We start from the raw sequence: 3106 nt of genomic DNA, 5'->3' as shown, positions 1-3106 counted from the left end.
CTGTAGAAGCGGGACTGGAGCATACAAACCCATTTCAGCAAAGTCACCCGCCGTGCTCCGCACCGGCGGACCACCGGGTGGCCGTCGCTAGGATGGTCATGATCCGAACGATCATGCCCCCCGCCACGTCGGCACATCAACAGGAACGCATCAGAGGAGCAGAGCGTCACCATGTTTGAGAGTCTGAAGAACCTCGCGGACAAGGCCACCGACCTCGCCCGCGAGCACAGCGACGTGATCGGGCAGGGTCTGGACAAGGTCGGCGACGCCATCGACGACCGGACGGACGGCAAGTACAGCGGCCACATCGACACCGGTGTCGAGAAGGCCAAGGACTTCCTCCGCAACCTCGACGGCGAGCAGAAGCCGGGCGAGTAGCACCTGCCGGACGCACGTCCACCAGTACGGACATCGAACGGAATTCCGGACGGACGGGGAGGGGCCGGCAACGGTGAGCGAAGAACAGGGCGGACCCCGCTGGGGGCGCTGGATCGCCGTCGGCCTCGTGGTCGCCGTCGGCTGGGGCATGATCCGCGGCGGCGACCACCCCGGTGCACCGTCCGCCTCACCCTCCGCCCCCTCGGCCTCCTCCTCGTCCGCCGAGTCCTCCTCGTCCGCCCCTTCCTCGCCCCCCGCGCCGTCCTCCTTGCGGGACTACGACCCCGCCGACTATGCGAAGCCCGTCCGCGAGTACGCGGCCCAGGCGGGCGTGAACCCGCAGCTCGTGATGGCGATCCTCTACAACGAGTCCTACAAGCCGCACGACCCCGACCTCGAACGCGCCTGGCAGCGCAGCAAGCCCGACGCCTCCTTCGGCATCGCCAACATGCACCGCGCCGCGTTCGACGACACCAAGAAGGGCCGCGACTTCGCCTCCCGCCGCTGGGAGGAGCTCCCCGACGACCGCAACCTGGCCGTCCAGGCCGAGTCCTGGCACCTGCGCGACCTCGCCGACCAGCTCCCCGCCAAACCCGCCGGCCCCTACACCCGCGACGAACTCCTCGCCCTCGGCTACAACACCGGCTCCTCCAACATGCTCGCCTTCGCCCGCGGAGCCAAACCGGGCTCGCAGGCGCAGTCCTACCTCGACCGCCTCCACGACAACTGGCAGAAGTCCGCGGACGCGGTGAAGTGACCCGGCGGGCCCGGGCGGCCGGACCCGGGCCGTCAGGGGGTGGCCGTCAGGGGGTCGTGGTGCTCAGCCGGGTGGTCCACTTGGAGCGCCAGGCCAGGGCGTCGGTGACGGCTTCGGTGATGGTGCGGCGCGGGGTCCAGCCGAGGAGGGATTCTGCGGTGTCGATGGCGGCGTAGCAGCCGATGACGTCGCCGGGGCGGGGGCCGGCCTCGCGGACGTCGAGGCGGGCGCCGACGGCGGTCTCGAAGGCGGCGACCAGTTCGCGGACGGTGGTGCCCTCGCCGGTGCCGACGTTGACGACGCGGTAGCGCTCGGCGGCGCCCGGGGCGATCACCTCGTCGAAGCGCAGGAGGGCCGCCACGTGGGCGTCGGCGACGTCCTGGACGTGGATGTAGTCGCGGATGCCGGAGCCGTCGCGGGTCGCCCAGTCGGTGCCGGTGACGGTGAACGGTGTGCCTGCGCCGTGGGCCTCGATCAGCTTGCCGAGGGCGTGCGAGGGGTGGAGGTCCTGGAGGCCGGTGCGCAGCTGCGGGTCGGCGCCGATCGGGTTGAAGTACCGCAGGGTGATGACGCGCTGGTCCTCGGCGTCCTCGCCGCGGGTCCAGTCCTGGAGGATGCGCTCCATCATCTGCTTGGTGCGCGCGTACGGGCTCTGGGCGTCGACGGCGCAGGTCTCGTCGACGCGGCCGTCCGGGGTGGGCGCGTAGATGGAGGCCGAGCTGCTGAAGACGACGCGGGTGCAGTGGTGGCGCTGGAGGGAGTCGAGGAGTTCGACGGTCTTGGCGACGTTCTCGCGGTAGTAGTAGAGCGGCTTGGCCACCGATTCCGGGACGACGATCCTGGCCGCGCAGTGCAGGGTGGCGTCGATGTCGGGGTGTTCGGCGAAGACCCGGTCGAGGAGCTCCGAGTCGGCGATGTCGCCCTGGTAGAAGATCCTGTCCTCGACGAATTCGGCCCGGCCCCTGGACAGGTCGTCCAGCACGACCGGTGTCACTCCCCGGTCGAGCAGCGTGGACGCGACCGTGCTGCCGATGTAACCCGCCCCGCCGGTGATGAGGACCTTCTTCATAGGCCGCGCTCGCTTTCGTCCGTCCGGCCGCCGGGTGGCGGCCGGTCCTGAGACCAGGGACGGCGGCGCGGAGCGGACGGTTCCACCACGTACCGTGGCGGCAAGGGTCAGCGGCGGGCGGCGCGGGCGCGGAGCCAGTAGCCGACGGCGACGAGGACGACGGCCGCGGTGGCGGTGGCGATGGCGGCCCAGGTGGTCGTGTCCGACGTGGTCTCGTGGGCCGGCGGCGCGGCGGCGTGGGCGGCCTCGGGGGCGGCGGCGGACGTGGGGCCGGCGCTGCTGACGACCGGCGAGACGGACGGCGGGACGACCGGTGCGACGGAGGGCGGGAGGGACGGCCCGGCCGGGGCGGGGCCGGTCATCGCCGGGGCCGGGTCGGTGATCGCGGCCGCCTCGACGTCGAGTTCGCGCTCGCCGTGCCCGAGCGACGGGAAGGCGCAGTCGACGGTGACCTTCCAGTGTCCGGCGGGCAGCGTCTCGCGCGTGGTGTACGTCCCGGGGCGGCCCGGGACGGGGACGAGCACCCAGGGGCCGGCCGAACGGCCGTCGCCGGAGGTCGCGGCGAGCGTGCCGGCGAACTCGTCGACGACCGGGTCGCGGTCGTTCTCGAAGGTGGCGACGGTGGTCACGTGGCCGTTCTGCTGGCCGGGGATCTCCAGGTGGACGGTGTCGCCGTGGGCGGAGGCGGGGAGGGCGGCGAGGCCGAGGGCGGTCACGGCGAGCGCGGGGGCGGCGAGGAGCGTTCGGGTGCGCATGGCGGGGGTTCCTCGTGGGGGTGGGGGCGTGCGGGCGGAAACGGGTGCGGGTGGGGGGGGGGGCGGCCCCCCCCGGGGGGGGGTGGCGGCCGCCCCGGGGGCGCCGGGGGGAGAGCTCCGGTGAGGGGTCGCGAGCGAGTGGTGTGT

Annotated in this window: 4 protein-coding genes; 2 read left to right on the top strand and 2 right to left on the bottom strand. The window is 72.9% G+C overall.

What is annotated here, in order from left to right; all coding sequences use genetic code 11:
• Window positions 1-171 precede the first annotated feature (171 nt).
• Both ACFV4F_RS42945 and ACFV4F_RS42940 read left to right on the top strand, forming a co-directional pair.
• Complete coding sequence (locus ACFV4F_RS42945; RefSeq protein WP_359958508.1) at window positions 172-378, top strand: antitoxin; 207 nt, start codon at window positions 172-174, stop codon at window positions 376-378.
• Between the two features lie 148 nt (window positions 379-526).
• Window positions 527-1135 carry a lytic transglycosylase domain-containing protein gene (locus tag ACFV4F_RS42940; RefSeq protein WP_380439917.1) on the top strand — a complete coding sequence of 203 codons (609 nt, stop codon included), beginning with the start codon at window positions 527-529 and terminating at the stop codon, window positions 1133-1135.
• 46 nt (window positions 1136-1181) lie between these two features.
• On the opposite strand, the gene galE is transcribed toward ACFV4F_RS42940, so the two are convergent.
• Window positions 1182-2204 (bottom strand): UDP-glucose 4-epimerase GalE, encoded by a 1023-nt coding sequence (gene galE, locus ACFV4F_RS42935; RefSeq protein WP_380511407.1) that lies wholly within the window; start codon window positions 2202-2204, stop codon window positions 1182-1184.
• A gap of 107 nt (window positions 2205-2311) precedes the next feature.
• Window positions 2312-2959, bottom strand: coding sequence for a hypothetical protein (locus tag ACFV4F_RS42930; RefSeq protein ID WP_380511404.1), 648 nt, complete (start codon window positions 2957-2959; stop codon window positions 2312-2314).
• Between the last annotated feature and the right edge of the window lie 147 nt (window positions 2960-3106).

The sequence above is a fragment of the Kitasatospora sp. NPDC059722 genome (assembly GCF_042733235.1).
Taxonomy (GTDB): Bacteria; Actinomycetota; Actinomycetes; order Streptomycetales; family Streptomycetaceae; genus Kitasatospora.
This window is presented reverse-complemented; position numbering and strand designations above follow the sequence as displayed.

Excerpts from the sequence above, each read along its gene's own strand:
- ACFV4F_RS42945 (WP_359958508.1), top strand. The coding sequence starts at position 172 with ATGTTTGAGAGTCTGAAGAACCTCGCGGACAAGGCCACCGACCTCGCC.
- ACFV4F_RS42940 (WP_380439917.1), top strand. The coding sequence starts at position 527 with ATGATCCGCGGCGGCGACCACCCCGGTGCACCGTCCGCCTCACCCTCC.
- galE (WP_380511407.1), bottom strand. The coding sequence starts at position 2,204 with ATGAAGAAGGTCCTCATCACCGGCGGGGCGGGTTACATCGGCAGCACG.
- ACFV4F_RS42930 (WP_380511404.1), bottom strand. The coding sequence starts at position 2,959 with ATGCGCACCCGAACGCTCCTCGCCGCCCCCGCGCTCGCCGTGACCGCC.